At 65.1% G+C, this 26,395-nt stretch carries 20 protein-coding genes, 1 tRNA gene and 1 pseudogene; 8 read left to right on the forward strand and 14 right to left on the reverse strand.

The window, feature by feature from the left end; genetic code table 11:
• Positions 1–16: 16 nt before the first annotated feature.
• The 10 genes from AC5RUQ_RS06430 to argS form a co-directional block, all read right to left on the reverse strand.
• Positions 17–790 carry a WecB/TagA/CpsF family glycosyltransferase gene (locus AC5RUQ_RS06430; protein WP_493946547.1) on the reverse strand — a complete coding sequence of 258 codons (774 nt, stop codon included), beginning with the start codon at positions 788–790 and terminating at the stop codon, positions 17–19.
• The gene (locus tag AC5RUQ_RS06435) at positions 790–1,635 is read right to left on the reverse strand and encodes an L-threonylcarbamoyladenylate synthase (protein ID WP_493946548.1); all 846 of its coding nucleotides are present in this window, start codon (positions 1,633–1,635) and stop codon (positions 790–792) included. The genes AC5RUQ_RS06430 and AC5RUQ_RS06435 overlap by 1 nt, the downstream gene beginning before the upstream one ends.
• Positions 1,632–2,519 carry a peptide chain release factor N(5)-glutamine methyltransferase gene (gene prmC / locus AC5RUQ_RS06440; RefSeq protein ID WP_493946549.1) on the reverse strand — a complete coding sequence of 296 codons (888 nt, stop codon included), beginning with the start codon at positions 2,517–2,519 and terminating at the stop codon, positions 1,632–1,634. The genes AC5RUQ_RS06435 and prmC overlap by 4 nt, the downstream gene beginning before the upstream one ends.
• Positions 2,520–2,531: 12 nt before the next feature.
• Positions 2,532–3,605, reverse strand: coding sequence for a peptide chain release factor 1 (gene prfA, locus AC5RUQ_RS06445; protein WP_493946550.1), 1,074 nt, complete (start codon positions 3,603–3,605; stop codon positions 2,532–2,534).
• 236 nt (positions 3,606–3,841) lie between these two features.
• Positions 3,842–6,019: a transcription termination factor Rho gene (gene rho, locus AC5RUQ_RS06450; RefSeq protein ID WP_493946551.1), complete on the reverse strand. Its 2,178-nt coding sequence runs from the start codon at positions 6,017–6,019 to the stop codon at positions 3,842–3,844.
• A gap of 295 nt (positions 6,020–6,314) precedes the next feature.
• Positions 6,315–7,289 (reverse strand): homoserine kinase, encoded by a 975-nt coding sequence (thrB, locus tag AC5RUQ_RS06455; protein ID WP_493946552.1) that lies wholly within the window; start codon positions 7,287–7,289, stop codon positions 6,315–6,317.
• 2 nt (positions 7,290–7,291) lie between these two features.
• Positions 7,292–8,398, reverse strand: a complete 1,107-nt coding sequence (thrC, locus tag AC5RUQ_RS06460) for a threonine synthase (RefSeq protein WP_493946553.1) — start codon at positions 8,396–8,398, stop codon at positions 7,292–7,294.
• Entirely contained in the window at positions 8,399–9,724 is a 1,326-nt protein-coding gene (locus AC5RUQ_RS06465) for a homoserine dehydrogenase (protein ID WP_493946554.1), read from the reverse strand.
• Complete coding sequence (gene lysA / locus AC5RUQ_RS06470; RefSeq protein ID WP_493946555.1) at positions 9,725–11,200, reverse strand: diaminopimelate decarboxylase; 1,476 nt, start codon at positions 11,198–11,200, stop codon at positions 9,725–9,727.
• 5 nt (positions 11,201–11,205) lie between these two features.
• The gene (gene argS, locus AC5RUQ_RS06475) at positions 11,206–12,870 is read right to left on the reverse strand and encodes an arginine--tRNA ligase (RefSeq protein ID WP_493946556.1); all 1,665 of its coding nucleotides are present in this window, start codon (positions 12,868–12,870) and stop codon (positions 11,206–11,208) included.
• A 174-nt stretch (positions 12,871–13,044) separates the two neighbouring features.
• Here argS and AC5RUQ_RS06480 point away from each other — a divergent pair, with 174 nt between their 5' ends.
• The 4 genes from AC5RUQ_RS06480 to AC5RUQ_RS06495 all read left to right on the forward strand — a co-directional run bounded on the left by AC5RUQ_RS06480 (position 13,045) and on the right by AC5RUQ_RS06495 (position 16,127).
• Entirely contained in the window at positions 13,045–13,521 is a 477-nt protein-coding gene (locus AC5RUQ_RS06480; RefSeq protein WP_493946557.1) for an FMN-binding protein, read from the forward strand.
• Between the two features lie 3 nt (positions 13,522–13,524).
• Entirely contained in the window at positions 13,525–14,397 is an 873-nt protein-coding gene (locus AC5RUQ_RS06485) for an FAD:protein FMN transferase (RefSeq protein ID WP_493946558.1), read from the forward strand.
• Positions 14,394–15,938, forward strand: a complete 1,545-nt coding sequence (locus AC5RUQ_RS06490) for a ferredoxin--NADP reductase (RefSeq protein WP_493946559.1) — start codon at positions 14,394–14,396, stop codon at positions 15,936–15,938. The genes AC5RUQ_RS06485 and AC5RUQ_RS06490 overlap by 4 nt, the downstream gene beginning before the upstream one ends.
• A 113-nt stretch (positions 15,939–16,051) precedes the next feature.
• A tRNA-Arg gene (locus AC5RUQ_RS06495) sits at positions 16,052–16,127 on the forward strand.
• A gap of 184 nt (positions 16,128–16,311) precedes the next feature.
• Here AC5RUQ_RS06495 and AC5RUQ_RS06500 read toward each other — a convergent pair.
• Positions 16,312–17,917: pseudogene (locus AC5RUQ_RS06500) on the reverse strand (HNH endonuclease signature motif containing protein).
• Positions 17,918–18,035: 118 nt separating this feature from the next.
• Here AC5RUQ_RS06500 and AC5RUQ_RS06505 point away from each other — a divergent pair.
• On the forward strand, positions 18,036–19,088 hold the full coding sequence (locus tag AC5RUQ_RS06505; protein WP_493946560.1) for a M4 family metallopeptidase: 1,053 nt from the start codon (positions 18,036–18,038) through the stop codon (positions 19,086–19,088).
• Positions 19,089–19,147: 59 nt separating this feature from the next.
• Entirely contained in the window at positions 19,148–19,468 is a 321-nt protein-coding gene (locus tag AC5RUQ_RS06510; protein WP_493946561.1) for a protealysin inhibitor emfourin, read from the forward strand.
• A 9-nt stretch (positions 19,469–19,477) separates the two neighbouring features.
• On the opposite strand, the gene AC5RUQ_RS06515 is transcribed toward AC5RUQ_RS06510, so the two are convergent.
• A complete protein-coding gene (locus AC5RUQ_RS06515; protein ID WP_493946562.1) occupies positions 19,478–20,446 on the reverse strand; it encodes a GlxA family transcriptional regulator in 969 nt (322 codons plus the stop codon).
• 81 nt (positions 20,447–20,527) lie between these two features.
• Between AC5RUQ_RS06515 and AC5RUQ_RS06520 the strand changes: the two genes are divergently transcribed.
• Together AC5RUQ_RS06520 and hrpA are read left to right on the forward strand one after the other, a co-directional pair.
• A complete protein-coding gene (locus AC5RUQ_RS06520; RefSeq protein WP_205484217.1) occupies positions 20,528–20,695 on the forward strand; it encodes a hypothetical protein in 168 nt (55 codons plus the stop codon).
• An 82-nt stretch (positions 20,696–20,777) separates the two neighbouring features.
• The gene (gene hrpA, locus AC5RUQ_RS06525; protein ID WP_493946563.1) at positions 20,778–24,743 is read left to right on the forward strand and encodes an ATP-dependent RNA helicase HrpA; all 3,966 of its coding nucleotides are present in this window, start codon (positions 20,778–20,780) and stop codon (positions 24,741–24,743) included.
• Between the two features lie 51 nt (positions 24,744–24,794).
• Here hrpA and AC5RUQ_RS06530 read toward each other — a convergent pair whose 3' ends face one another.
• Positions 24,795–25,220 (reverse strand): HIT family protein, encoded by a 426-nt coding sequence (locus AC5RUQ_RS06530; RefSeq protein ID WP_493946564.1) that lies wholly within the window; start codon positions 25,218–25,220, stop codon positions 24,795–24,797.
• The gene (locus AC5RUQ_RS06535; RefSeq protein WP_493946565.1) at positions 25,217–26,395 is read right to left on the reverse strand and encodes an NAD(P)-dependent alcohol dehydrogenase; all 1,179 of its coding nucleotides are present in this window, start codon (positions 26,393–26,395) and stop codon (positions 25,217–25,219) included. The genes AC5RUQ_RS06530 and AC5RUQ_RS06535 overlap by 4 nt, the downstream gene beginning before the upstream one ends.

The following is a 26,395-nucleotide window of genomic DNA, read 5'->3' on the forward strand; positions in this document are numbered from 1 at the left end:
CCCTGTTCCGGCGCTTCTACCTTTGGCGCTTGAGCATCCGCCGCTTCAACCCGCGGCCTGCCAGGAGCCACAGCAGGACCCAGGGCTCGCCGAGCACCCGGTAGGCAACCCGCCGTGGATGAAGCAGCAGGCGCCAGGCCCACTCAAGTCCCATTCGGCCCAGCCAACGCGGTGCGAGCTTCTGGAAGCCGGCCAACTGCTCGATAGCTCCACCCACCGCGCAGTAGATGGCCGGCGGCATGTCGCCCAGGCGCCGCTCCAGGACCTTTTCCTGCAGCGGCATGCCCAGCCCAAGGAGAACCAGCTGCGGCTGCTGCAGGTGAAGCCATGCCACTGCCTTGTCTTCGAGCTCCCCATTCCAGCCCTCGCCCGGGAAGCCTGAGACACGGGCACCAGGAACGATGGATTGGAGTTTCCGGACGGCTCCGGCGTTAGCCTCGGCTCCGGCACCCAGCACCGCGATCCGCTCGAGTCCCTGCACCTGGTCCAGGGCGGGCAGCCAGTCAGTGGAGCCCAGCCGGTAGTCCATCACCGGGCCTTCGGCCTTGCCGGTCCTCCCCCACAACCAGAGCACGGGGGCACCGTCCAGCAAGACCACATCGCTCCGCTGGTATAACTTGCTGAAGCCCTCATCCGAAAGGGTCAGCGTGACGCTGTGCAGGTTGTGGCCCAGGATCGTCCGCGTTGACCCTTCCTGAACGAATTGGTTGAGTTCCTCCACGAGTTCAGGAACCCGCAGCGGTGTGGCGTCAACCTCCAGGACGGGAATCCGCTGGCGGTCCAGCGTCATCAAGGCCGGGAGTCCCGGTCTGGTGCCGGGGCGGCGGGGACTTCAGCTGCTCCCCGGGCTTCGGGCCTTACCACCGATGAACCCGAGGGTGCATCTGCCACCGGGGCTGCTTCAACCGGTGCTGATTCAACCGGTGCATCTGCCACTGGGGCTGCTTCCACCGGTTCCTCGTCCGCCATGGGAATCTCGCCGAGTCCCAGGACACCCGGCACATGTTCGCGGAGCTGGTCGAGGCTCACTGCGCCGTTACGGACCACACGCAGGCGGGGGCCGGTGGCGTCAACGATGGTGGAAGGTACTGCTGCCTCACCTTCGAGCGGCCGGAAGCCGCCTTCGAGGTAGACCTCCACGGAGTCCGCCAGCTGCTCGCGCGCGGCGGCCGCTGTCTGTCCAGGAGCATGGCCGGTACGGTTGGCGGATGAAACAGCCAGCGGGCCGGTGAGTGTAAGTAGTTCCTGGGCGATTTCGTCGTCGGGCATCCGCAGCGCCACCGTGCCCTTGGTCTCGCCAAGGTCCCAGTCCAGGGACGGCTGGGCGTGCAGGATGAGGGTCAGGCCACCCGGCCAGAACGCCTCGGCAAGCTTTCGTGCGTCTGCAGATACGTCGGTGGCGAGTCCGTCGAGGGCGTTGACGCGTGGAATCAGCACGGGCGGCGGCATAGTGCGGCTGCGTCCCTTTGACACCAGCAGCATGGTGACGGCCTGCGGCGAGAAGGCGTCGGCGGCAATGCCGTAGACGGTATCCGTGGGAAATACCACGCACTTCTTTTCGCTGATGGCCCGTTGCGCGTGTTCAAGGCCCTGGGCGCGCTCGTCGTCGCTGGTGCAGTTATAGGTTGTGGTCACTCGCCTATTCTTTCATTCCCTGGGTCCGGATCCGCGAGCAGGGCGCTGGTGGCGCGCTCCTTGCTGTTGAGGTCCAGATGCGTCCTGATAGTGGTCCAGTTCCCGGTCCTTGCCAGCATGGCCGAGATCCAGCCTGCCTGGACTTCTGCATGTTCCATCACGAAGTAGCCTCCGGGCCGAAGCAGGCGGGCAGCCGAGGCTGCTGCCGCCGTCGGAAGTTCCATGCCGTCCGCTCCCCCGCCGTACAGCGCTTCGGGGGGATCATGCAGGGCGACTTCCGGCTCAATGGGAACGGCCTCTGCCGGGATGTAGGGCGGGTTGGAAACCACGACGTCGAAGGTCCCGTTGAGTTCCGGCAGCGCGTCGCGCAGGTCCCCGAGGATGAGATGGACGCCCAACGGGGCCAGGTTTTTTGCCGCCCAGGCGTGCGCGAACGGACTGAACTCGACGGCATGCACCTCGGCGCCTGGCACTTCGTGGGCGATGGAGCCCGCGATGGCGCCCGAACCGGTCCCGAGGTCAACGATCCGCGGGTTCGGCATGTCCTTGACGTGGTCGATCACCAGCTGCGCCACGGATTCGGTCTCGGGGCGGGGCACGAAAACGCCGGGGCCCACGGCCAGCTCCAGGTACCGAAAATGCGCCACTCCGGTGATATGCTGCAGCGGAATCCGGCTGGCCCGCTCTGCGACCAGGGCCGCATAGCCCTCCGGGGCAGGAGCGTCCCCCAGCATCATGGCCCGCAGTCGGCCCAGCCCAACGTTCAGCAGATGGTCGGCGAGCAGCTCGGCGTCCACCCGCGGACTGGGTACGCCGGCATCACGCAGGATGTCCGTTGCCGCGCTGACGGCATCCGCGAGCGACTGGCCTGGCCCGAGTGTCATACGGCGGAACGGCTAGTCGCCGATGGCGTCCAGGCGGGCCTGTTCGTCCATCTCGATTGCGGACTGGATAACCGGCTCCAGATCACCGTTCATCACCTGGTCCAGGTTGTATGCCTTGTAGCCGGTGCGGTGGTCCGCGATCCGGTTTTCGGGGTAGTTGTAGGTGCGGATGCGCTCGGAGCGGTCCATGGTGCGGATCTGCGACTTCCGCTGGGCGGAGTTTTCGGCGTCGATCTGCTCCTGCTGGTGCGCCAGGATGCGTGCCCGGAGCACGCGCATGCCTGCTTCGCGGTTCTGCAGCTGCGATTTCTCGTTCTGCATGGCCACCACGATGCCGGTGGGAAGGTGGGTGATGCGCACGGCAGAATCAGTTGTATTCACGGACTGGCCGCCGGGACCGGACGAACGGTAGACGTCGATCTTGAGGTCGTTCTGGTTGATCTCAAGCTCTTCAGGCTCATCCACTTCGGGCAGGACCAGCACGCCGGCAGCAGACGTATGGATGCGGCCCTGAGACTCCGTCACGGGAACGCGCTGCACCCGGTGGACGCCGCCTTCAAACTTGAGCCGCGCGAAAACGCCCTCAGCCGGATCGTTGGAACTGCCCTTCACGGCAACCTGCACGTCCTTGTAGCCGCCAAGGTCTGATTCCGTGGCAGAAATAATTTCGGTCTTCCAGCCGCGCGACTCCGCATAGCGGGTGTACATCCGCAGGAGGTCGGCAGCGAACAGGGCAGCCTCGTCACCGCCTTCGCCGCCCTTGACCTCAAGGATAACGTTGCGGGCGTCGTCAGGATCGCGGGGAATGAGCAGGCGGCGCAGTTTCGCCGCAGCAACCTCGAGCGCCTCTTCCAGTTCAGGCACCTCAGCCGCAAATTCAGGATCCTCGTCAGCCATCTCCTTGGCAGCGGCCAAGTCATCGCGGATGCCTTCCCACTTGTGATAGGCCTCAACAATGCCATTGAGCTGAGCCGAACGTCGCCCAAGCTTCCGGGCGAGCCTCTGATCAGCATAAACAGCAGGATCCCCCAGCTGCGCCTGGATAGCATCATGCTCATCAAGCAGGCCCTGTACGGACTCAAACATCTATAAACCTCTTTCGACTTGTACAAGTCTAGTAATGCCACAAGCTGGGCGAGAAGCAGGACGGTGACGCAACGACGCAAGCCGCGCGGATTTTCCGCCCCGGGAGTGGCATCGGGCCTGCCGGAGCGTGGCGGCTCACGTCCGTCAGGACTGAGCCGCCACGCGAAGGGGCGGGGGCGGAACATCCGCGCGGCACCCAGCCGCACGAACCTTCCGACACCCCGCCCCGAACTCAGCTACTTGTCGTTGTCCGACTTCGCACCAAGCGTCGTCTTTTGAACCTGCATGAGGAACTCGACGTTGCTTTGGGTTTCCCGGATCTTGTTGGTCAGGAGTTCAAGGCTTTGCTGGGTCTCGAGTCCGGAGAGGACGCGGCGCAACTTCCACATGATCTTGACTTCCTCGGGCGAGAGCAGGTTCTCCTCCCGGCGGGTACCGGACGCGTTGACGTCCACGGCCGGGAAGATGCGCTTGTCTGCCAGCTGGCGGGACAGGCGTAGCTCCATGTTGCCGGTGCCCTTGAACTCTTCGAAGATGACTTCGTCCATCTTGGAACCGGTCTCCACGAGGGCGGTGGCCAGGATGGTGAGCGAGCCGCCGTTTTCGATGTTGCGGGCTGCACCGAAGAAGCGCTTGGGCGGGTACAGTGCTGCGGAATCCACACCACCGGACAGGATGCGGCCGGAGGCCGGCGCTGCCAGGTTGTAGGCGCGGCCCAGGCGGGTCATGGAGTCCAGCAGGACCACCACGTCCATGCCCATTTCCACGAGGCGCTTGGCGCGTTCGATGGAGAGCTCGGCCACGGTGGTGTGGTCGTCGGCGGGACGGTCGAAGGTGGAGGCGATAACCTCACCCTTGACCGTGCGCTGCATGTCCGTCACTTCTTCGGGGCGTTCGTCAACCAGCACCATCATGAGGTGGACCTCAGGGTTGTTGGTGGTGATCGCGTTGGCGATGGACTGCAGGATGAGCGTCTTGCCGGCCTTCGGCGGGGAGACGATCAGGCCGCGCTGGCCCTTGCCGATCGGGGCAACCAGGTCTATGACGCGGGGGCCGATCTTCTTGGGGTCTGTCTCGAGGCGCAGGCGCTCCGACGGGTACAGCGGCACCAGCTTGGCAAACTCAACACGGTCCTTGAGTTCCTCGGAGGTCTTGCCGTTGACGGAGGTGACGCGGACCAAGGCGTTGAACTTCTGGCGGGCCGACTGCTGGCTGCGGTCTTCGCCGTCACGCGGAGCGCGGATGGCGCCAACCACTGCGTCGCCCTTGCGGAGGTTGTACTTCTTGACCTGGGCGAGGGAGACATAAACGTCGTTCGGGCCGGGGAGGTAGCCGGAGGTGCGGATGAACGCGTAGTTCTCCAGGACGTCCAGGATGCCGGCAACGGGCAGCAGGACGTCGTCCTCAGTTACCTCGACGTCGTCGACGTCCGGTCCCTGGGCGCGTCCGCGACGGCGGTCATTGCGGTCGCGGAAGCGGTCGTTGCGTGAGCTGCTGTCACGGTCCTGGCCGCCTGAGCGGTCATTCCGGTCATTCCGGTCGTTGCGGTCGCGGCGGTTGCGCCGGTTGCGGCGGCTGCCGCCATCGGCGTCGTCGCTGTCGCGGTTGTCATCACGGCGCGCGCCTTCACGCTGGCCGGCCTCACGGCTACCTGCGTTGTCACGGCCGCTGTCGGCGTTCTCGCGTGCTGCGTTATCACGGCCGCGGGTGCGTCCCCCTTCGCGGCGGTCGGTGCGCTGCGCGGCTTCGCCGGCTTCAGCATCCGTACGCTCGGTGCGTTCTTCCGTCTGCGGTTCTGCGGCGGCTTGCGCTGCGGCGCGCTGCTCGCCGTCGGCCTGTTCTGCCGGGGCCTCCACACCTTCTGCGCCCTGCGGCGCGGTTGCGGCTGCTTCGCCGCGGCGGCGGTTACGGGTGCGCGGCTGGCGACGCTCAGCTGCGCCTTCGGCCGCTTCGGGGGCCTCGGCGGCGGCCGGAGCCTCAACCGGAGCGGCGGTGCTGGTTTCCGCAGCAGCCTGCTCGGCGGCTGCGGGTGCTACCACTCCGTCGCTGACGGCACGGCGGCTGCGGCCACGGCCACGGGCCCGCGTTCCTTCTGCGGGAGCGTCGGTTGCGTCAGCAGTCGGAGCGGACACCGCCGGAACAACTGGCGGCGCGGACACGTTCCCCACGGCCTTTTCAGCTGCCTTGGCCGGAGCCTTGGTCATGGGTGTACCGGCACGGTGGGCGGAAATGGCTGACACCAGGTCCCCCTTACGCATCCGGGAACCGCCAGAAATGCCGAGCTGGCTGGCAAGGGCCTGCAGCTGGGCGAGCTTGAGGCCGGCAAGGCCGCTGCTCTTGGCGGGTGCGGCCGGTGATTCGGCAGCAGAAGATGATAGTTCCACAGCTGGCGACAGCTCAGTGGTTTCGGTCACGAAGGATCCTTCCCCCTCGACGGCGTCCAGACTGGGAGCTGGACGCGATGATTTGATCTGGGCTGCAGTTCAGATCTGCAGCCGGATTGTTCGGCCTTGCCGGTTGGATATCGGCCAGCAGGGCCGGATACTAATTCACCTTGCGCTCCGCGATGGTGGAACGCCGGACTGACGCTTCAGGGGCAGTTTAAGTGCTGCAGATTCCTGCGACAGACCAAGCAGGTGGCACCGGAATACATTGCGCAGTAAGAGACCAAGCGGCAACTAAGTGCAATAGCAGATCAGATAGGCGGAATTACCGCCGGTGCAACTCCACCTTAGCACCTTCAACGTCCACTGCCAGCTTCAGAACACGCCACCCGATGTCCGGCGTGTTTGCTGCAGTGAACTCCTCGATAAAACCAACGACGGCGGCCGCTTGAGCTTGTCCATCTGCCAGAACCAGCACGGTGGGCCCGGCGCCGGACACCACTGCTGCATGCCCGGCCGTACGAAGCGCTGAAATCAATGCAGCGCTTGGACGCATGGCCTCTGCACGGTAGCTCTGGTGGAGGTAGTCCTCGGTACCGGCCAGCAGGAATTGGGGCTTGCTGGTCAATGCGTGGATCAAGAGGGCCGCCCGTCCGGCATTCATTGCAGCGGCGTGGTGCCCCACCGAGGCCGGCAGCAACGCCCGCGCGGCTTCTGTCGACAGCTCGAAATCGGGAACGGCCACCACCGGAACCACCGTTTCGGATACCGTCGCACTGGTGCTGCTGTACTGGTCACTGTCCTGCCAGGAGAGCGCCAGACCGCCGAAAATGGCCGGTGCCACGTTGTCCGGGTGCCCTTCCAGCTCGCTGGTGAGCTGAAGGATCCAGTCCTTCCCGCGGCGGCTTGCCTCAGGCACCAGCGCGTTCGCCGCGGAAACGGCTGCCACCACGGCCGATGCGGACGAGCCCAGCCCTCGTCCGTGGGGATTGACGTTGTCCGCCGTCACCTTCAGGCCGCCGTGCCGGAAGCCCAGCCGTTCGAAAGCCGCTTCCATGGCGCGGATGACCAGGTGGCTGGCGTCCCGCGGAAGGGTGTCCGCGCCTTCGCCGCGGAGATCGAACAGGAGCTCCTCGGATTCAAGGCTCTCCACCGTCAGCGTGTCATGCAGCGCCAGAGCCAGGCCCAGGCTGTCGTAACCGGGACCAAGGTTGGCTGTGGTGCCGGGAACCCGGACAGTGACCCGTTGTCCGGGCTCAATAAGCTGCAGTCCGACGGCGGTCTGCGAGGTGGTGTCCAAGGTTATTTTTCTTCCAGTCCCAGTTCAGCAGCAACGGTAACCACGTCATTGGAAACCTTGACCGGCTGCACGTCGCTGCCGTCCTCGGTACGCAGGGCCCACTGGGGGTCCTTGAGGCCGTGGCCGGTGACGGTGATGACGATCGTCTTCCCGGAAGGAACCTCGCCTGCGGCATGCTTCTTCAGCAGGCCAGCCACACCGGCGGCGGAACCGGGTTCAACAAAGACACCTTCGCGCGAGGACAGCCAGCGGTGCGCGTTGAGGATTTCCTCGTCGGTGACGGCGTCGATGAGCCCGCCGGATTCGTCGCGGGCGCCAATGGCGCCGTCCCAGGATGCAGGGTTGCCGATCCGAATGGCCGTGGCGATGGTGTCAGGCTCGGTGATGGGGTGGCCCGCAACGAAGGGTGCTGCCCCCGCTGCCTGAAAACCCCACATGGCAGGCGTTTTGGTGGACACAGCGGGAAGCGTGCCGGCCGTTGCGGACTCGAACGGAGCGGAGTACTCCTTGTAGCCCTTCCAGTAGGCCGTGATGTTTCCGGCGTTGCCAACCGGCAGGACGTGGATGTCCGGAGCGTCGCCCAGTGCGTCAACGATCTCGAACGCACCGGTCTTCTGTCCCTGGATACGGGCAGGGTTGACTGAATTGACCAGGAAGACCGGGTAGGACTCCCCCAACTTCCGTGCAATATCCAGGCAGTTGTCGAAGTTGCCGTCCACCTGGAGCAGGGTTGCACCGTGGGCGATGGCCTGGCTGAGCTTGCCCATGGAGATCTTGCCCTCGGGCACCAGCACCGCACACTTCAGGCCTGCGGCCGTGGCGTAGGCAGCGGCAGAAGCGGACGTGTTGCCGGTGGAGGCGCACACCACGGCTTGGGCTCCGGATGCGACGGCGGCCGTCATGGCCATGGTCATGCCGCGGTCCTTGAACGAGCCGGTGGGGTTCATGCCCTCCACCTTGAGGTACACCTGGGAGCCGGTGAGCTCCGAGAGCTTCTGCGCGTGCACCAGCGGGGTGCCGCCCTCGCCCAGGGTGATCACCCTGGTGGATTCCGTCACGGGCAGACGGTCAGCGTATTCGCGGATAACGCCGCGCCATTGGTGAGCCACTTAGACTCCTTCTACCCGCAGAACGGATGTAACTGAATTGATGACGTCCAGGCCCTTCACGGCCTCGACGGTGGCTGCAAGGGCAGCCTCTGACGCGCGGTGGGTGACAATCCGCAGTTCGGCGGACTCCACGTTGGACTCAGCGTCGCGGTGGATGGTCTGCCGCATGATTTCGATGGAGACGCCGTGCTCGGCAAAGAGCTGGGCGATCCTGGCCAGGACGCCGGGCTGGTCAGCGACGTCCAGCCCGATGTAGTAACTGGTGACGGCAGCGTCGATCGGCAGCGCCGGAACGTGTCCGGTGGTGGTTTCCGTTCGGCCGGGGCCGCCGAGGACCAGGCTGCGCGCGGCGGACACCAGATCACCCAGGACGGCGGAGGCGGTGGGGGTACCGCCGGCTCCCTGGCCGTAGAACATCAGCTCGCCGGCATTCTCCGCTTCGATGAACACGGCGTTGAAGGCGCCATGAACGGCAGCCAGCGGGTGCTCGCGGGGAAGCAGCGTGGGGTGCACGCGGACGGAGACGCCGCCGCCGTCTGTTTCCGTGCCTGTGGCGGGAAGCTTTTCCGCAATGGCCAGCAGCTTGATGACGAAGCCGGCGTCCTTGGCGGCAGCAATGTCCGCCGCGGTGACGGAGCTGATCCCTTCGCAGTGGACGTTCTCTAGGGCGAACCGGGTGTGGAACGACAGCGAGGCGAGGATGGCGGCTTTCGCGGCAGCATCGTGGCCTTCGACGTCGGCGGTGGGATCGGCCTCCGCGTAACCGAGGCGCTGTGCTTCGGCGAGGGCGTCGGCAAACTGGGCACCGGTGGTGTCCATTTGGTCAAGGATGAAATTGGTGGTGCCGTTGACAATGCCCAGGACGCGGGTGATGCGATCACCCGCGAGGCTGTCGCGGATGGGGCGCAGGATGGGGATGGCTCCGGCGACCGCGGCCTCATAGGAGAGCTGCACGCCCGCCTTGTCAGCCTCTTCATGAAGGATAGGGCCGTCCTGTGCCAGGAGCGCCTTGTTCCCAGTAACAACGCAGGCGCCATTGCGAAGGGCGGACAGGATCAGTGTGCGGGCAGGTTCAATGCCGCCCATCAGCTCGATCACGAGGTCCGCGTCCTTGACGAGGGTGTCGGCGTCGGTGGTGAAAAGTTCCTGCGGAAGGTCCACATCGCGCTTTGTGTGGACGTTGCGCACGGCGATGCCGCTCAGCTCCAGCTTCGCGCCCGTCCGCGCGGCAAGGGTGTCGGCGTCCTCAATGAGAATCCGCGCAACCTGGGCCCCAACGTTGCCACAGCCCAGCAGGGCCACTTTCAGGGTTCGCAATTCAGTCATTCAGACTCCCATGTCGCGGTTCAGCAGATCTTCTTCGGTTTCCCCGCGGACAATCAGCCGAGCAGATCCGTCGCGCACCGCGACAACGCCCGGCCGGGCCAGATAGTTGTAGTTGCTTGACAGGGCCCAGCAGTAGGCGCCGGTCCCCGGTACAGCAAGCAGATCACCGGCTGCCACGTCCTCGGGCAGATATACATCTCTAACAACTATGTCGCCGCTCTCGCAATGTTTGCCCACCACGCGGGACAGCTGCGGTGCGGCGGCAGACGTCCGGGAAGCTACGACAGCCGAATAATCCGCGTCGTAGAGCACCGGGCGGGCGTTGTCGCTCATGCCGCCGTCCACCGACACATAGCGGCGCGGATACGTAACGTTGTCACCGGCGTCACCGGCTTCGGCCGAGGCCGGCACGTCGACACGAACGGTCTTGAGCGTCCCCACCTCGTACAGCGTGAAGGTGGTGCTGCCTACGATGGCGCGCCCCGGCTCGATGGAGATGCGGGGCGAGTCGATGCCGAGCTTTGCGCAGGTGGAGCGGACGACGGCGGCCATCGCCTGGGCGATCTCGGCCGGCGGGCGCGGGGTGTCCACAGGGGTGTAGGCAATGCCGTAGCCCCCGCCGAGGTCCAGCTCCGGAAGGACGATGGAGTATTTGCGCTGCATGGCGTCAAGGAAGGTCAGGAGCTTTTCCGCGGCCAGCGCGAAGCCGTCCGGTTCGAAGATCTGCGAGCCAATGTGGCAGTGCAGCCCGAGCAGCTCGATGCTGTGGTAGGCCGTGGCAGCGGCAACTGCCTCTTCAGCAGCTGAAAGGCCTGCTTCATCCGTGGTGTCCCCGGCCATGGAGAGCCCGAACTTCTGGTCCTCGTGCGCGGTGGCGATGAATTCGTGGGTGTGCGCGTGGACGCCCGGCGTCAGCCGGAGCATGACCTTTGCGGTTTCGCCCCGTCCGGAGGCAATTTTGGCGACGCGGTCCAGCTCGTCGAGGCTGTCCACCACGATGCGGCCCACCTGCATGTCGAGGGCACGGCGGATTTCGGCGTCCGACTTGTTGTTGCCGTGCAGGCCCAGGTGGGCGCCGGCAATGCCCGCCCGGGCAGCTATGGCGAGTTCGCCGCCGGAGCAGGTGTCGAGCCGGAGGCCTTCCTCAGCCACCCAGGTTGCCACTGCCGTGCAGAGGAATGATTTACCGGCGTAGTAGACGTCCACTCCCCCGCAGATGTCCGCGAACGCGTCGTCGAACGCATCCTTGAACCCCCGCGCACGGGAGCGGAAGTCCGCCTCGCTCATCACGAACAGGGGCGTGCCGAACTGTTCCTTCAGCTCGGCGACCGGAATGCCGTCGATGGTCACCTGGCCCGCGCCGGTCCGGGAAACGTCCTCTGCCCACATTGAGGGGATCAGTGTGTTCAGGTCCTCCGGAACCGAGAGCCATTCGGGGGCAAGCGCAGAGGCTGCGCTCTTGTGCGCGTCGTTCATGCCAATCACATCCGTTCCGGCGCGGAAACGCCGAGCAGGTCAAGGCCGTTGGCCAGCACCTGGCTCGTGGCGTCGTTGAGCCAGAGTCGGGTGCGGTTGACATCGGTCACCGCCTCGTCACCCATGGGTGCGATGCGGCAGGCGTCGTACCAGCGGTGGTAGGCGCCGGCGATGGTTTCGAGGTGCCGAGCCACCCGGTGCGGTTCCCGCAGTTCCGCGGCCTTCGCAACGATCGACGGGTAGCTGCCCAGGTACGAGAGAAGTTCGTTCTCCGTGGCGTGGTCCAGGAGCGAGGCGTCGAAGCTGTCTTTGCCGTTTACGCGGCGCTCCACGCCGGCGTCGACGGCATTACGGGCCGCACCGCGGGACCGGGCGTGGGCGTACTGCACGTAGAACACCGGATTCTCGTTGCTGTGCTTCTTCAGCAGCTCCGGGTCCAGGGTCAGGGGGGAATCTGCCGGGAACCGGGCGAGGGAGTAGCGGACTGCATCCTTGCCGAGCCAGTCGATCAGGTCCTTCAGCTCGATAATGTTGCCTGCGCGCTTGGACAGCTTGGCGCCGTTCACTGATACCAGCTGGCCAATCAGCACCTCGATGTTCACCTCGGGGTCATCCCCCGCACAAGCGGCGATGGCCTTGAGCCGGTTGATGTAGCCGTGGTGGTCCGCGCCGAGCAGGTAGATCTTTTCCGTGAAGCCGCGGTCCTTCTTTGAGAGATAGTAGGCGGCATCCGCAGCGAAGTAGGTGGGCTCGCCGTTGGCGCGGATCATCACCCGGTCCTTGTCGTCGCCAAAGTCGGTGGTGCGCAGCCAGACCGCACCGCCGTCGTCGAACACGTGGCCCTGCTCGCGAAGGCGGGCAACGGCACTCTCAATCGCGCCGGCGTCGTGCAGTTCCTGTTCTGAAAAGAACACGTCGAACTCAACACCAAAGTCCGCGAGGGTGGCCTTGATGTCCTTCATCTGCGCCTTGTAGGCGGCTGCGCGGATGACCGGAAGGGCAGCAACTTCGGTCAGTTCGCGGATGTCAGGGTGCTCGGTGAGGACCTCGTGGCCCAGGTCTGCGATGTACTGTCCCGGGTAGCCGCCGTCAGGAACGGGCAGGCCGTGCAGCCGGGAGTACACCGAGTTGGCGAAGACATTCATCTGCGAGCCGGCGTCGTTGATGTAGTACTCAGCGGTGACGTCGGCACCGGAGGCGCGCAGCACGCGGGCGATGGAATCGCCCAGGGCGGCCCACCGGGTGTGCCCAATGTGAAGGGGTCCGGTGGGGTTGGCCGAGACGAATTCCATATTGACTGTGTGGCCGGCGAGCGCGTTGTTGGTTCCGTACTGCTGTCCGGCTTCGACGATCACCTTGGCCAGGGCGCCGGCCGTTGCCGCGTCCACGGTAATGTTCAGGAACCCGGGCCCCGCGATGTCCACGGCGGAGACGCCGTCGATAGACTTCAGCCGCGCGCTCAGCACGGTCGCGAATTCGCGGGGGTTGGTGCCGGCCTGCTTGGCAAGCTGAAGGGCGATGTTGGTGGCCCAGTCGCCGTGGTCCCGGTTCTTTGGCCGCTCCACTCGTACCTCGTCTGGCACTGCTGATGACGAAAGGGCAATCTCACCGGCGTCGACGGCGTCTTTCAGGCAGGCGGATATGGCGAGGGAGAGTTCTTCGGGAGTCACCCCTCTAGCCTACCGGGGGCCAGTGACAGCAAAAGAATTGGGACTTTTTCCGGCGCCACAGCTGTTCCACAGGAAATCCACAAGGCAGCTACAAGTTGAACCAATACGCTGGGTTCAACGTTGACACCACCGTAAGCACCGTCCCAAACACTTAGCCGAAATGAGAGCCTTCCTATGAGACCGTCAGTCCGCAAGAGTGTTTTCGCTGGAATCGCCGGCCTTTCCCTCGCCGGAACTGTGGCCGGTTGCGCGCCGTCCGCCACTGAGAGCACGCCCCCCGCCCCCGCGGGCAACGCTTCGGAAACTTCCGCCGCCACGCCGTCGGCAGGAGCCTCATCTCCGGGCACCAGCGGCTCCACGTACAAAGACGGCACGTACAGCGCCGACGGAAACTACGTCTCCCCGAACGGCACCGAGACAGTTGGGGTCGAACTCACCCTTGCCGGGGGCACGGTTACCGCTGTGGACATCACCCAGCATCCCTCGAATCCCAACACCCGCAAGTTCCAGGGTGAGTTCGCCGGCGGGATCGCCGATCAGGTGGTGGGCAAGAACATCGACGAGCTCAACGTCTCGAAGGTTGCCGGTTCCTCGCTGACCAGCGGTGGATTCAACCAGGCCGTGGAACAGATTAAGTCGGAGGCGCAGTAGAAGGTGCCGGGCACGGACTGGGAGGACTTTGCGTTCGAGGGAATCGGCACGCATTGGGAAATCTCCACGCCTCTTCCGCTTGACGGGCCAATGCGGAAACGGCTCCTTGGCCGGGTGGAGAAGTTCGACGCCGACTGGTCCCGTTTCCGATCCGATTCCCGCGTCAGCTTCATGGCACGGGAGCCCGGGCGGTATGGGTTTCCGGAGGAGGCCGAGAGGCTTGGCCCGCTGTACAGGACGCTTTACGGACTGACCGACGGGGCCATGACCCCGCTGATCGGCGCCTCCCTGGAGCAGCTGGGGTACGACGCCGGATACTCCCTCAAGCCCTCAGGATCCCCGTTGCCGGCGCCCCGCTGGGACCGGGTCCTCGAGTGGTCGGGAACCACCATCACCACCACCTCACCGGTGGTTCTGGATATCGGGGCGGCAGGCAAGGGCCTGCTGGTGGATCTGTTGGCCGATGAACTGGGCGCTGAAGGGATTGATTCCTTCGTCATTGACGGCAGCGGCGACCTGCTTGCAAGGGGCCCCCGATCCACCCAGGTGGCTTTGGAGCATCCTTACAATCCGGCCCAGGCAATCGGAATCGTTCCCCTCGCCGGGCGGGCGCTTTGTGCCTCGGCGTCAAACCGGCGGGCCTGGGGCGACGGCCTGCACCATGTGCTGGACGGAACAACGGGGCAGCCGGTGAGGACCGCCGTCGCCACCTGGGTCCTCGCAGACAGCGCCATGCTGGCGGATGCCCTGGCCACCGCGCTTTTCTTCGCGCCGGGCGCCCGGTTGGAGCAAGAGTTCGATTTCTCCTGGCTGACCGTATTCTCCGACGGGAGCGCGGCCCACTCCGCGGAGTTTGAAGGGAGACTGTTCACATGAGCCCTGTGGAAACGCCGAAAGCCAGGCCCGCCCCCTCCGTGGCTGCACGGCTGGATACCGTGCTTGGCCGGTTCACCATGTACCGGCTCATCCTCCTGGTCCTTGCAGGCCTGGCCGCTTACAGCCTCTTGCTCGACGCCCTGGGCTGGCTGACATTTGGCATTCCTGAGATGCTGGCGCACCTGGTGCTGTGCCTTGGCCTGACCTATGCCTCAAACAGGGCATTGGCAGCAATTTTCCACGTGCGGCCCCACTCAGAGTCCTCGCTCATCACCGGACTGCTGTTGTACTTCCTGTTCTGGCCTTCCTTCGCGTCGATGGATCTGGCGGGCGTGGCGTTGGCCTGCGTCCTGGCGTCGGCATCAAAGTATGCGCTCGCGTGGCGCGGCCGCCACGTCTTCAACCCCGCCGCTGCGGGAGCCTTCGTGGTTGGGCTCACCGGGCTCAACATTGCGACGTGGTGGGCAGCTACCCCTGCCATGCTGTGGCTGCTGGTGCCCGGCGTTCTCCCGGTCCTGTACCGGACGCGCAAGTTCCTGATGGCCTCGGTCTTCCTCATCGTCGCCTGCGCCATCATCACGGCGGAACTCCTCCAGTCGGGCATGTCCGTTGGGATGGCGTTGTGGCAGTCATTGGCGCAGCGGCCGTTGCTGTTCTTTGTAGGATTTATGCTCACCGAGCCGCTGACACTGCCGCCGCGCAGGTGGCAGCAACTGGCACTCGCGGCTGTGGTCGGCGTGGTGTTTGCGGTCCCGTACAACTTTGGTTTCCTCGCGAACTCTCCCGAGACCGCGCTGCTGCTTGGCAATCTTCTCGCCTTTATGGTGGGCCAGCGGGGCGGCGTGAAGCTGAAATTCAGCGGAACCAGGCCACTGACGCCCAGCACTACGGAATTTTCCTTCGAGCCCTCCCGGCCTGTCCGCTTTGTGCCGGGGCAATACATGGAGCTGGACCTTCCGCATGCGAAGTCGGACGGAAAAGGACGACGCCGGGTGTTCAGTTTGACGGGCGCCCCGGCTGACCGCCTGGTTAAGTTCGGCGTGCGGACTGCTGAGCCCGTGTCCGCGGCCAAGAAGGCCCTCCTTTCGCTGAAGCCTGGCGACGAACTGACAGCCACTGCCGTTGGAGGGGACTTCATCCTCCCCCGCGACCCCCGCAAGCCGGTCCTGCTGATTGCTGCAGGAATCGGGATCACGCCTTTCCTTTCACACATCTCTTCCGGAGGCTTAGAGGATCGCGATGCAGTGCTCCTGCTGCTGGCCAGAAGTGCTGACGAGATTGCCTATGCGGAAGAACTGAAGGATGCAGGCGTTCGTGTGGTGGCCAGGATTGCCGACGGTTCCCAGCCGCCGTCGCATATAAGTGCTTTCCCGGCCGATGCTGCCAGGGTGGACGGCGAAGCTCTCAGTGCGGCGATTCCCGACATCGCCGAGCGCGAGGTTTTCATCTCGGGCTCACCAGCGAGTGTCGCTTCGCTGCGCCGGGCGGCAAAGGAAGCCGGGGCCAGGCGCGTGCACGTGGACTCGTTCTCGGGCTACTGATTTAGGCGTTTACTAGCGTTCAGGTGAGCGTTGGAGTGGCGATTTTCCCTTGCAGGCCACCTTACTGCTAAGCTCTAGGACGTCCCGTCAGCAACGGCGGGATTCCCCGGATTGCCCTCGTAGCTCAGGGGATAGAGCGTCTGCCTCCGGAGCAGAAGGTCGTAGGTTCGAATCCTATCGAGGGCACCATCACCAGAAGCACCCCGGTCCACCGACCGGGGTGCTTCTCTTTGCCCGAGAAGGTTCCTTTCCCGTGCTGCGGTTCCCGGTGATCATGGTCGCCTCGACCCTCAGGCTCGCCGCATCAAAACAAGTGCGGAAGCCGCCAGCACGCGATGCCATCAGTGAGGGCCGGTTCATCGCCCACCCTTCGTCACCTCACGCCCGCACTCGCTTCGCATGCCATCGCCCACCAGACGTCTTCCGGGAGAGGGTCCTTCGGCAGCCTGTATCCGCGCAGGAACCAGTCGGCAAAGGTGTCTTGTGGCAGCTCCTCGTGCCAGAACAGGTCTTCAGCAGGCAGGTCCTCGGGTGGAGGCCTGCGTTGGGCGAGTTGGGCGGACGGCCGCCCGTCACCAGAGAGGTCATCAGGCACCGTGACCTTCGCTGACAAGACAGACTCCGGCCAGTGTGGTGGTTCCCAGTCTTGGTGTTCGCTTTTGTAGTGCCGGCCGGTGGGTGAGGTCCAGCCGGGTGGTTCGGTTGTGGGCGGGGGCGGGTTTCCAGCCGCTGGTGTGGCGGAGTTTGTGGTGCTTTGGGCAGGGCTGGCCCAGGTTGGATATTCCGGTGGTGCCGCCTTGGTGCCAGGCGAGGATGTGGTCGGCCTCGTTGTCCAGGGAGTTGTTGCTGCAGCCGGGGAACGGGCATTTACCGTCCCGCAGCCGCAGCCAGTTCCGCATGGCTTTGGTCAGCCGGTAGCTGGTCCGGCCGATCTCCAACGGAGCCCCGTCCCGCGGATCCACCAACACCCGGTAAAACGAGCCGGCCCCATTGGCGACGAGGTTCCGGGCCATCGACGCCGGGATGGGGCCGGACCCGTCCAGCATCGCCGGCTCATCGGTCAGACCCAGCAGCGAGAACACGGGAACGGTGACCAGGATCTGTGCCCGGGGTGCGGGGATCTCGGTGGTGGTGCCGCCCAGAAGCCAGCCGGCAGCCACATCCGCCCGGAGCTGGGGCAGGGTCCGGGACTCGGCAGGGCCCTGCAAGCCCCGCGCTGCCGCCGTGAGCCGGTCCCAGATCGCCAACGCCTGGTCCGCGGGCAGACACGCGGCGACCCAACCCATCCCGTCACCATCAAGCCAGTACTCGACCCGCCGGTCCGCCACACTCTTGGCATGCCGCTGCTCCAGGCTCTCCGGGTGATGGCGTTCCCGCCAGGCCCGGGCCTTGGCTTTGAACCGGTACGCTGGCATCTCTCCGACCGTGGCGGCTGCCGCCGGTTTCGGCGTGTCCGGGTCCAGGAAGTGCGCCTCCAAGGCAGCCGCCCCTTTACGGTCTAGGCTTGCGGTCTGGTCGACCATGGTCCGGGCGTGCGCCCAGGAAATCGTCCCGGCCTGCAAAGCGGCCAGGGTCCGGGGCAGGGACGTGGTGAGGGCATGGGAGTCGGCGATCAGGGCACCGGCGGCCCGGTCACCGATTGCCAGCACACACCCCACCTCAGCGATCAGGCTCCGCTCCTGCGCCGTCGCCTTATACGGCGACGAAGCAGGAGCGTTCAACGCTTTCGTGGCTTCCGCGAAAACTGCCACGGCCTGTGCCTTCAGGGCCGCCAGCTTCGCTTCCGACCGTGCCACCCCGGCAAGAACATTCAAAGCCCCGTCAGCAACCCGCTGCAACGGATCATCAGACTCAGCCGCGGCCCCAGGATCAGCGGCACCGGAGACAGCTGTATCGCCGCCAGCGAGCACCGCAACAAACGCCGCGACAGCAGCCACAACGGCTTCCTCCGCCTGCATTACTGCCGCGTTCGTATCCATACCCCCATCCTGGCGAGGGGGTCTGACATTGTTCGTTTTACCGAAGGACGACGTGCGCCTGCGCCGCTTTGTCAGTGCCCCCTCGTAGTCTGAATTCACCAAGTTGAGGGGGTACGCCATGCACGTTCCGTTCTGTTCCATCATTCCGCCCTACCTGTTGAGGCGGCTGGCCAGGCAGGACGCTCCGGAGTTTTCTGCGGCAGCAAGGGCCGCCAGAGAAGCCTTGGGACATGTCCGCTCGGTCCACGCGGCCCGCACGCAGGCAGCCCCCGATGTCCCGGCGGGAGTGCGTCAGGCCAAGCCAGGACCATCGAACCGCTCGGTTTTCGACGCCGGCGGTTCAGAAGTCCTTCCGGGCAAACTCGTGCGGAAGGAGGGCGAGTCCGCCACGGGGGATCCTGCAACGGATGAGGCCTACGACGGGCTGGGCCACACGCATCGCCTCTACGCCGACGTCTACGGAAGGAACTCGATCGACGGCTGCGGGCTGCCCTTGAACGCCACGGTGCACTTCGGCAAACTCTACGACAACGCGTTTTGGGACGGGACGCAGATGGTCTTTGGCGACGGCGATGGGGAGGTCTTCGAGCGGTTCACCAGGTCCATCAGCGTCATCGGGCACGAGCTTGCCCACGGGGTTACCCAGTACTCGGCCGCGCTGGTGTACCGGAACCAGGCCGGAGCCATCAATGAGTCGATGTCGGATGTTTTCGGTGCCCTTGTGGAGCAGTACGTGAAGAACCAATCAGCGGCAGAGGCCAGCTGGCTCATAGGCGAGGGCCTCTTCACGCCTCAGGTGGAGGGGCGCGCCCTGCGTTCCATGAAGGCCCCGGGAACCGCGTACGACGACGACGTGCTGGGCAAGGATCCCCAGCCGGATTCCATGGACTCTTACGTGAGAACCAGCGCCGACAATGGCGGTGTCCACATCAACTCAGGCATCCCCAACCGGGCTTTCTACCTGCTCGCGGACAAGCTGGGCGGGAACGCCTGGGACTCCCCCGGGCGCATTTGGTACGAGACGCTCACCAGCGGCGATTTGCCCACCGGCGCGACCTTCACTGTATTCGCGCGCGCCACTGCCGCTACCGCTGCGGAGCTTTTCGGTTCTGATTCAAAAGAGCATGACGCCGTGCGGAACGCGTGGGAAACTGTGAAGGTCAAGCTTTAACGGGTCGCCTGGCTGCCGTACTTCGGGCCACCAGGCTCGAACCAGCCAGGAACCAGGCTATGAAGATCAGTGTGGAGCGCACCGGCGGGATCGCGGCGATGACTCGGGTTTGGACGGTAAACGCCGAGTCCGAGAAGGCCAGGAATCAATGGCAGCCCATCGTCGAAGCATGCCCTTGGGACGCCGTGCCCAGAACACCACGAGCCGCCGCGGCGGAATACTCAGGAGCCCAGCCGGACCGGTTCATCTACTCCATTCGTGCAGGGCAGCACCGGGCAGCCCTGCCTGAGCAGGCCGTCACCGGTCCCTGGCGGGTGCTGGTGGACAGCACGCGGGCAGCCGCGGAGGAGTCACGCGCGGCACAGCGCCGGGATACTTGAAGCCCGGAGCTAGCCAACTTCTGCCAGCTGTCCGCGGAAGGCCCGCCGGTAGGACTGCGGGCTGGTGTCCAGGACTTTTGCAAAATGGTGCCTCAGCAGCACCGGATGCCCAAATCCGGACTCGCGCGCGATCTCATCGATGTTCAGGTCGGTCGACTCGAGAAGTTCCTGGGCGCGGAGCACCCGTTGGGAATTAAGCCAGGCCGCCGGCGTTGCACCGGTTTCCGACCGGAACTTCCGGGCGAAAGTCCTCGCGGACATGTGCACCCGGGCCGCCAGTTCGCCCACGGTGTGTTCTCGGTCCAGGTGCTCCACCATCCAGCGGAGGAGTTCCTCCATCGGCGCCGAGCCACAGGTGGGCATGGGCCGGTCGATAAACTGTGCCTGGCCGCCGTCCCGGTGCGGGGGAACCACCATGTCGCGGGCTATCGCGGCGGCCACGTGTGCGCCCAGTTCCACGCGCACCAGGTGCAGGCAGGCATCGATCCCGGCGGCCGTACCGGCGGAGGAGATGATGTTGCCGTCCTGGACGTACAGGACATTCTCGTCCACGTGCACGCGGGGGTATTCGGCAGCCAGTTGACCTGAATAGTGCCAGTGTGTGGTGCAGCGGCGGCCGTCCAGGAGGCCCGCACGGGCCAGGGCGAAAGCTCCTGAGCAGATGGACATGACCCACGCTCCCCTTTCGTCCGCCGCCCGAAGCGCCTCAAGGACGGACACCGGCAGGTCATCGTCCCGGCCGTACGGAGCCATGATCACCAGGTCCGCGTCGGCAGTGGCTTCCAGCCCCAGGCCCACATTCATGGACAGGCCGGACTTGTGGGGGACATCCCCCGGGACCGGCGTGCAGACACGGAAGTCAAAAGCCGGGACACCGCTCCCCCGCCCGGACCTGTCGATGCCAAACACTTCGCAGGCAGTGCCAAATTCGAACATCGAGAAGTTGGGAACCACGATGACGGCTACTGTTTTGAGCATGCTTCCATTGTGGCAGGAATTATAGCTTTTTGGGCATTTCTGCCACTTTTTCTTGGTAGCAGGTAGGAGAAGCATGGAGGCATGGAAATCCTCACAACCGCCCTCATCGTCCTGCTGCTCCTCGTATTCGCCGCCACTGTGTCGGCCCTCCTGCGTGACGGGCGGGGGCACACTCCTCCCGTCGAATCGCATGAAGCATGGTCCGCCCTGGACCTTCCCAGCACCAACTACACGCTCCGCATTTTCTAGGCCCAACCACCCAAACAACAGGTAGGGCTGCAACCAGTCGAAAGCGGGAAGCCCGGGCTCCCGCAGTAGACTGTCAGCAGCCATGACACTTCACATTTCGTATCCTGCCGAGCTCCCAGTCTCCGAGCGCCGCGAAGACCTGATGGCCGCCATCGCAGCTAACCAGGTCACCATCATCGCCGGCGAGACCGGCTCCGGTAAGACCACCCAGATTCCCAAGATGTGCCTTGAGCTTGGCCTGGGTGAAAACGGCCTGATCGGCCACACCCAACCGCGCCGGCTTGCAGCCCGCACTGTTGCGGAGCGCATCGCCGAGGAACTGGGCGTGGACATCGGCCAGGAGGTCGGCTTCCAGGTCCGCTTCACCGGCGAAGTCAGCCGGAACACCAAGGTCAAACTGATGACCGACGGCATCCTGCTGGCGGAAATCCAGCGCGACAAGCTGCTGCGCAAGTACAACGCAATCATTATCGATGAGGCCCATGAGCGCAGCCTCAACATCGACTTCATCCTTGGCTACCTCAAGCGGATCCTGCCGCAGCGGCCAGACCTGAAGGTGGTTATCACCTCCGCCACCATCGATCCGGAACGGTTCGCCAACCATTTCGGCACTCCGGACGTCCCCGCCCCCATCATCGAGGTCTCCGGGCGGACGTACCCGGTGGAAATCCGGTACCGGCCGCTGTCGCAGCCACCTGCCGGAACAGATGAAGAGAACGCGTCCGACGACGAGCTCGAGGAAGACCGCGACCCCCTCGACGCCGTTTGTGACGCGGTGGATGAACTGGCTGCGGAAGCACCTGGCGACATCCTCGTATTCTTTTCCGGCGAGCGCGAAATCCGCGATGCCGCTGACGCCCTCCAGTCCCGGATCCAGTCCAATAGAAGGCTGGCCGGAACCGAAATCCTCCCCCTGTTCGCTCGTCTCAGCCTGCAGGAACAGCACAAGGTGTTTCATCCGGGCAACAAACGCCGGATCGTGCTCGCCACCAACGTGGCAGAGACATCGCTGACAGTGCCGGGCATCAAATACGTGATCGACACGGGCACAGCGCGCATCTCCCGGTACTCACACCGCACCAAGGTCCAGCGGCTCCCCATCGAGCGCGTCTCGCAGGCATCGGCCAACCAGCGTTCCGGCCGGTGTGGCCGTGTGTCCGACGGCATCGCCATCCGCCTTTACTCGGAGGAGGACTTCGAGTCCCGGCCCCGCTTCACCGATCCCGAAATCCTGCGCACGAACCTGGCCGCCGTCATCCTCCAGATGACAGCAATGGGAGTGGCACGTGGACCGAAGGACGTCGAAAACTTCCCCTTCGTTGAACCCCCCGAAACGAGGGCAATCAACGACGGCGTCACGCTGCTCCGTGAGCTTGGCGCCTTGGCTGCCGCGCAGCCCCAGAACGGCACGGGCGGTGCGAAAAGCGGCGGCGGGCTCACCGCCGTCGGGCAAAAGCTCGCCCAGCTCCCGGTGGATCCCCGGCTCGGCCGGATGATTGTGGAAGCGGGCAAACGCGGCTGTGTCCGTGAAGTCATGATCCTGGCAGCAGCCCTCACCATCCAGGACCCCCGTGAGCGCCCTACGGACAAGCAGCAACTCGCGGCGGAAAAGCACAACCGGTTCAAGGACGAGAACTCGGACTTCACCGGTTTCCTGAACCTCTGGAACTACATCCAGGAGAAGCAGCAGGAACTGTCGTCGTCAGCCTTCCGCCGCCTGTGCCGGGCAGAGTTCATCAACTACCTCCGGGTGCGCGAGTGGCAGGATCTGTTTGCCCAGCTGCGCCAGCTTGCCCGGCCCCTGGGCATTAGCCTGGACAATAAGCGCCTGGCCGATCCGGTAGGCAACCATGACGGCATCCACATCAGTCTCCTGTCCGGGCTCTTGAGCCACATCGGCATCCTGGATGAGCGCAAGCGTGAGTACGCAGGGGCCAGGGGCAGCCGCTTCGCAATCTTCCCCGGTTCCGCATTGTTCAAGAAGTCGCCCACCTTCGTGATGGCGGCGGAGCTGGTGGAAACGAGCCGGCTCTGGGCCAGGGTTGCAGCGAAATTTGATCCTGCCTGGGCAGAGCAGGTGGCCCCGGACCTCGTCAAGCGCAGCTACAGCGAACCCCACTGGTCCACGCGCCAGGGCTCGGTCATGGCCTATGAAAAGGTCACTCTGTACGGCGTGCCCATCATCGCCCAGCGCAGGATTAACTACGGCAGGGTGGACCCGGTGGTCGCCCGGGAACTTTTCATCAGGCATGCCCTGGTGGAGGGCGACTGGAAAACCCACCACAAGTTCTTCCACCGGAACCGTGCCCTCCTACAGGAGGTTGAGGAACTCGAAGCCAGGATGCGGCGCCGGGACCTCATGGTGGACGACGAGACGCTGTTTGAGTTCTACGATGCCCGGGTGGGGCCGGACGTCGTCTCCGAACGCCACTTTGATAAATGGTGGAAGGACGCCCGGCAGCAGAACCCGGATCTCCTGGACTATGACAAGTCGCTCCTCCTCAACAATGACGCCGACGAGCTCGACGAATCCGCCTACCCGAAGACCTGGCTGCACAAGGGCTTTGAACTCCCGCTGACCTACGAGTTCCACCCGGTCGCCCCCGGCTCGCCGCCCAACCCGAACGACGGCGTCACTGCCGAGGTACCGGTCCTTTTCCTGAATCAGCTGGACGACAAGGCCTTCCGCTGGCTGATCCCCGGCCAGCGCGTGGAACTGGTGACGGCGCTGATCAAGTCCCTGCCGAAGCAGATCCGCAAGAACTTTGTTCCTGCCCCGGACGTAGCCCGCCAGGCAGTGGGGGTGCTGGAGTCCGATTTCGACCCCGCCTCCGATGAACTTGAACCGTCCCTTGAACTTGCGCTCCGCCGTATCCGCGGAAGCATCATCCCGCCCGGTTCGTGGAACTGGGACGCGGTGCCCCCGCACCTTCGCGTGACCTTCAAGGTAGTGGACAGCAAGGGCAAGGTCTTGGACGAGGGCAAGGACCTCGCGGCCCTGCAGGAACAGCTGGCCCCCGCCACCCGGCGGGCCATTGCCGAATCTCTCGGGGCCACGCCTGCCTCTACCGCTCCGCGCAGCAAGGCAGCGCGTACGGGCGGCGCGTCCGACGACGGCGGGAATCCCCGGGTGCAGGCGCCCGCCTCCGTCCCGGCTGGCTCCGGCTCCGCCGGCTTCCGGGAACAGGAAGGCCTGACCGAGTGGAGCTTTGGCACCATCCAACGCCAGGTCAGCAGCATGGTTAAAGGCCACACTGTCACCGGCTATCCGGCGTTGGTTGATCAGGGCAAGTCGGTGGCACTCCGGGTTTTCCAGACCCCGGAGGAGCAGCAGGACGCCATGCGTGGCGGTGTGATCAGGCTGCTGGCGCTGCGCGTTCCCGCTCCCGACCGGTACGTGCTGGAGCATCTGAGCAACACCGAGAAGCTGACATTCAGCCAGAACCCGCACGGCTCGGTCGCAGCCCTGATTGCCGACTGCGCGCTGGCAGCCATCGACAAACTCACCCCGGCCGAATTGCCGTGGGACCGGCAGTCCTTCGACGTGCTCTATGAAGTGGTCCGGGCCGAGCTGATCGATACCGTGTTCAGCGTGACCGCCGTGGTGGAGCGCATCCTTGCCAGTACCCGGCGGATTGAAAAGCAGCTCAAGGGCACTACCAGCCTCGCGCTCATCAGCGCGCTCAATGACGTCAAGAGCCAACTGGAGCACTTGGTGTACCCGGGGTTTGTGGCACGCACCGGCTATGCCCAGCTCAGCCAGCTCCCCAGGTACCTTGCCGCCATTGAAAAGCGGCTGGAGCGCCTCCCGGGCAACGTCCAGCGCGATGCCCTCAGCATGGCGGTAGTGCAGCGGCTCGAGGACGACTACGACGACGCCGCTTCCGCCCTGCTGCCGGGACGGCGGGCCGGGGGCGAACTGGCCCAGGTCCGCTGGATGATCGAAGAGCTCCGGGTGAGCCTCTTCGCCGTCGAACTCGGGACGGCCTATTCGGTATCCGAAAAGCGGATCCGTGCCGTGCTCAACAAGGCGCTGGCCCCGGCCTAGGCAGTATGCCTGGGCCGGGAACAGAAGGGCGGGAACGGCCAGCCGGAACCGTCAGGCCGGGACGAACGCGCCGTATCCGGCGGCCCTGAGGCCTTCCCGGAGTTTCTCGGCGTTGGCATCCAGGACCTTCGGATCCGGATTCTGGTCTGCAGAGGCGAAGTTGAAGTCCGCCATGCTCCTCGAAGGCCACACGTGCACATGGAGGTGGTTGATCTCGTAACCTGCCACGATCAGCCCCGCCCGCGCCGCGCCGAAGGTCTCCACCTGGACGGCTCCAATCCGCCGGGCCACTTCCATGACCCTCGCCAGGGTCTCCGGGGAAGCATCGGTCCAGCGGTCCACTTCCTCCGTGGGAACCACCAGGGTGTGTCCGTCGGCCAGCGGTCCCGTGGTGAGGAACGCGGCCACGTCGTCTTCCCGCCAGACAAAGCGGCCGGGAATCTCGCCGTTCAGGATCCTGGTGAAAAGGGTGCTCATGCGTCTGCCTCCTTGGCGGGTGCCTGCAGGGTACTGGTGTCCAGCACAAACCGGTATTTCACGTCTCCGGCCACCATCCGGTCGTAGGCGTCGTTCAGCTGTTCAGCCCGGACCAGTTCAATGTCGGCAACAACGCCGTGCTCCGCGCAGAAGTCCAGCATCTCCTGCGTTTCGGCAATGCCTCCGATCAAGGAGCCTGTGTATGCTATCCGGCGCCGAATCAGCGCCCGCGGGTTGACCGGCGGCATCGGTTCGGACGGAAGGCCGAGCTGGAAGAGCGCACCGTTCACGCGCAGGGTGCGGAACAGCGGGTTCAGGTCGTGCGGGGCTGCGACAGTGTCGATGATCAGGTCGATGGCGCGGTTGGCGGCGTCCATCGCTGCGTCATCGCGGGACAGGACTACCTCGTCGGCGCCCAGTTCCAGAGCTGCCGGAACCTTGGACTCGGACGTGGTGAACACCACCACCTTTGCTCCCATGGCTTTGGCGAGCTTGACGGCCATGTGGCCGAGTCCGCCCAGCCCCACCACACCCACCACATCGCCTTCTTCGACGTCGAAATGCCGCAGGGGCGAAAACGTCGTGACCCCTGCGCACAGCAACGGTGCGACGGCGGCGGGGTCCAGGGATCCGGGCACCCGAAGGACGTAGCGGCGGTCCACCACCACCGAGGAGGAATAGCCGCCCTGCGTCAGGGAACCGCCCTTCCGCCGGTCCAATGCACCGTACGTGGCGGTCATCCCGTTCTCGCAGTACTGTTCCAGCCCGTCCAGGCAGCTGTCGCACTCGCGGCAGGAATCCACCATGCAGCCCACGCCCACGCGGTCCCCGGGCGCGAAGTCGGTGACAGCTGACCCGACCCGGCTGACAGTACCCACGATTTCGTGGCCGGGCACGAGCGGCCAGCTCTGGCCACCCCACTCGCCGCGCACCGCGTGGACATCGGAATGGCACAACCCGCAAAACTCAATGGCGATTTCGACGTCGTCCGCCCCGGGAGCGCGCCGGGCAAGGGTCAGCGGCACCAGCCCGCTGTCCGGAGACGTCGCGCCGTAAGCGGCGGCCAGGACGCCGTCGTCGGAGGCAATGACGCCAGAGCCAGCTGGTGCAGGAGCGGCAGGTTTGGGGGTGACAGGATTGGCGAGGGGCGGCGGCACGGGACGTCCAGGAGTCAT

Source organism: Arthrobacter sp. MDT2-3, from assembly GCF_059090465.1.